Source organism: Deltaproteobacteria bacterium (genome assembly GCA_016213065.1).
Classification (GTDB): Bacteria; UBA10199; UBA10199; order SPLOWO2-01-44-7; family SPLOWO2-01-44-7; genus JACRBV01.
Map to the genome: position 1 here is coordinate 1 of JACRBV010000028.1, position 3,824 is coordinate 3,824.

General features: G+C 47.0%; 2 protein-coding genes. Both read left to right on the plus strand.

From position 1 onward, the window contains the following. Positions 1–58 precede the first annotated feature (58 nt). Complete coding sequence (locus tag HY877_01585; protein MBI5298974.1) at positions 59–988, plus strand: M23 family metallopeptidase; 930 nt, start codon at positions 59–61, stop codon at positions 986–988. Between the two features lie 187 nt (positions 989–1,175). Then, positions 1,176–3,824 (plus strand): preprotein translocase subunit SecA (gene secA / locus HY877_01590; GenBank protein MBI5298975.1); only part of this gene is annotated, 2,649 nt, incomplete at its 3' end.

Sequence of the window (3,824 nt, forward strand, 5' to 3'; positions counted from 1 at the left end):
ATGGGAAATTGATGGGTTGACGCGCCGCGGAAACCTTGCTAAGGGATCAGGGCTCATGATGAAAATAGCCGATAGTTACAGCGTTATTATCATTCCAAAAGACAGGGCCGGTGTTAAGCGCTGGGTGGTTTCCAAACAACGGGTTTTTGGGACGTTGGGTTTGGTTTTAGGGTGTGTTCTCTTCACTTCTGTTGTTTGTGTCGGCCTAGTTCATTATCGCCACGAATATGTTGCCACCAATGAACTGCGTACCAAAGGGGCACAATACCAAAAAGAACGTGTCCGTATTTTGGCCCGTCTGAACGAATTAGAGTCTGTTGTAAATCAAAATAAACAATTTGCATCCAAATTGGAGACAATCGTTGGTCTCAATCAAGGGAAACAGATTCAGGCGGAGGTACACCGCAAGTCGCCCTTTCAACTCGCCGCAATGGATCCTTCAACTCTTCCCGGGGAAAACGCTATTTTTGATGAGACCGCTCTCAAAACTTTTAATCTCAAAACCATTGATCTCACCGAAGAGGCCAAAGACGTTGGTCAGCGTTTGAAAGAAGTCTACAAAGCCAACCCCGACGCCTCCTATTTCTGGACCTCCATTCCAACTGTTTGGCCCTTGCGCGGATGGGTCACCTCCGATTTCGGTTGGAGACGATCCCCCATTTCGGGTGGCCGCCAACTGCATGAGGGAATGGATATCGCAAGCCCTTACGGTACACCGGTTTTTTCCAGTGGAGACGGAGTCGTTACTTTTGCGGGGCGTCATGGCGGTTTGGGAAACCAGATCATTGTTGATCATGGTTATGGTTTAGCCACCGTTTACGGACACAATTCACAAATTCTTGTGAAAGAGGGAGATCATGTCAAACGGGGAACATTGATTGCCCGTGTCGGAAGTACTGGTCGCAGTACCGGTCCGCACCTCCACTATGAAGTTTTGGTCAACGGTATTCCGATTGATCCAACCCAATTCATTTTGGAACAACTTTAATAAATCCAAAAATAAAAATGCAAAAATCAAAATTTTGATTTTTTGAATTTTATAATGAATTAACTTTTAGTATGTCATCCCCGCGAAGGCGGGGCTCCAGAAAAGCTGGCAAACAAATGGATTCCTGCCTTCGCAGGAATGACAGATGTCATGATGAAAAGTTAATTTTCTATAATTTTTAAATTTTATGTTTGAATGGGTTCTCAAAAAATTTGTCGGCACTAAGAATGATCGGGAACTGAAGAAAATTGTTCCCGTTGTGGCCGAAATCAATGCTTTAGAATCTTCCATCAGACCCCTAACCGACGATCAACTCAAAGCCAAAACGGTGGAATTCAAACAGCGCGTGCAAAACGGTGAATCGCTGGATGCCCTTTTGCCGTATGCCTTTGCCGTTGTTCGTGAAGCGGCGCGCCGCACGTTGGGTCAGCGTCATTATGATATGCAACTCGTCGGAGGGATCGTTCTCCATTCCGGAAAAATTTCGGAAATGAAAACCGGCGAAGGAAAAACTCTCGTGGCCACACTGCCCGTCTATCTGAATTCTTTGAGTGGCAAAGGTGTGCACGTCATCACCGTCAACGACTATCTGGCCAGACGCGACGCCGAATGGATGGGTCAGGTCTATAAATTTTTGGGGCTTTCCGTGGGCGTGATTGTGCATGGCCTGACCGATACCGAGCGCCAATGGGCCTATCGCGCCGATGTGACTTACGGAACCAATAACGAATTCGGTTTTGATTATCTGCGCGACAACATGAAATATGAATTGGCCCAGTACGTTCAGCGCGAACTCAATTATGCAATTGTGGATGAGGTCGATAGTATTTTGATTGATGAAGCGAGAACTCCGCTCATTATTTCCGGTCCCGCCGAAGAATCCACACAACTCTACTATACCATCGACCGCATCATCCCATTTTTAAGCAAAGAGACCCACTTTACGATTGATGAGAAAGCAAAATCCGTGATGCTCACCGAAGCCGGTGTGGCGGAAGTGGAAAAACGTCTGAACATTCCCAATCTGTACGATCCAAAAAATATCAACCAACTTCACCATGTGAATCAGGCTTTGCGTGCCCACAGTCTTTACCGGCGTGATGTTGATTATGTCGTGAAAGATGACAAAGTCACCATCGTTGATGAATTCACCGGTCGTTTAATGCCCGGCAGACGCTGGAGTGACGGACTTCATCAGGCGGTGGAGGCAAAAGAAAATACCACCATTGAAAATGAAAACCAAACGCTGGCTACCATTACCTTTCAGAATTATTTCCGCATGTACAACAAGCTTGGAGGCATGACCGGCACCGCAGAAACAGAAGCCCCCGAATTTGCCAAAATTTATAATCTCGATGTGATGATGATTCCCACCAACAAACCGATGATACGCGAAGATAATTCCGACATCGTCTATAAAACAGAGACGGAAAAATTTCGCTCTGTCGTAAAAGAAATCGAGGAGTGTCATGCTAAAAATCAACCCGTACTGGTTGGAACGATCTCGATTGAAAAATCTGAAGAGATTGGAGAGATGCTCAAACGCCGCGGCATTAAACACCATGTGTTGAACGCGAAACAACATGAGAAAGAAGCGGAGATTGTGTCACAGGCCGGACGCAAAGGTGCCGTCACTATCTCCACCAACATGGCGGGTCGCGGTACTGACATCATGCTCGGCGGCAATCCCGAATTTTTGGCGCGGGCACAGGTGGGACGCGAAGCCCCCGAAGAAGATTATAAAAAAGCGCTCACAATTTTCAGAACGCAATGTGAAAAAGAAAAACAAGAAGTTTTGACGGCAGGGGGGTTGCATATTTTGGGAACAGAGAGACATGAGAGCCGGCGCATCGACAATCAGCTTCGCGGGCGGTCCGGCAGACAAGGGGATCCGGGAAGTTCCCGTTTTTATCTTTCTCTGCAGGATGATCTGCTCCGCATCTTTGGTGGAGAGAGAATTTCCACAATGATGGACCGTCTCGGTCTCAAGGAAGATGAACCCATCGAACATCCGTGGCTTTCCCGCGCGATCGCCAACGCCCAGAAAAAAGTAGAAGCCCACAATTTTTCGATCCGAAAAAATCTTTTGGAGTATGACGACGTCATGAACCAACAACGCCAGACGGTCTACAAACGCAGACGTGAAATTCTGGGAGCACAGGACACAAAAGACTTTGCCCTCGACATGATCGACGAAAAAGTCACGGCTTTGATCGAAGAATGCGTTCCGGAAAATGTGAATCCCGAAGATTTTGATCCCAAACCGCTTGAAGAAAGAGTGCGCGAAATTTTTGATTTTGATTTTTCAGCGAAAAGCGTTGCCAAACAAGACTGGACGCAAAACGGACTCGGTAAAAAATTATATGAGACCTCTGTCCAGATTTACGAAGCTAAAGAGAAACAATACAGCCGGGAAATTTTTGCACAGATCGAAAAATTTCTTCTGCTTTCTACTTTCGATACATTGTGGAAAGACCATCTTTTGCAGATGGATCATTTGCGGGAGGGGATCGGACTCCGGGGTTACGGTCAGAAGGATCCTCTGTTGGAATACAAAAAAGAAGGTTTCTCTCTTTTCAAACTGATGATGGAGCAGTTTTCCACCGATGTGTTGCAAAAATTGTTCCGCGTGCGTTTGGCCGAAGAAAGACAGGCAGAACCGTCACAACAGATTGTGAATCTTCCCTTTCAAAGAACCCCGATGCAAATGGCACATCAGGAAACAGCGGCCTTTCAAAGGAATCCAACCCAAGGCCCCATGTCCGCTTCGTCCGTCGGTGTCCAGTCTGCCCCTCCGCAAAACTTCTCCCACGTCGGCAGAAGCGATCCCTGCCCC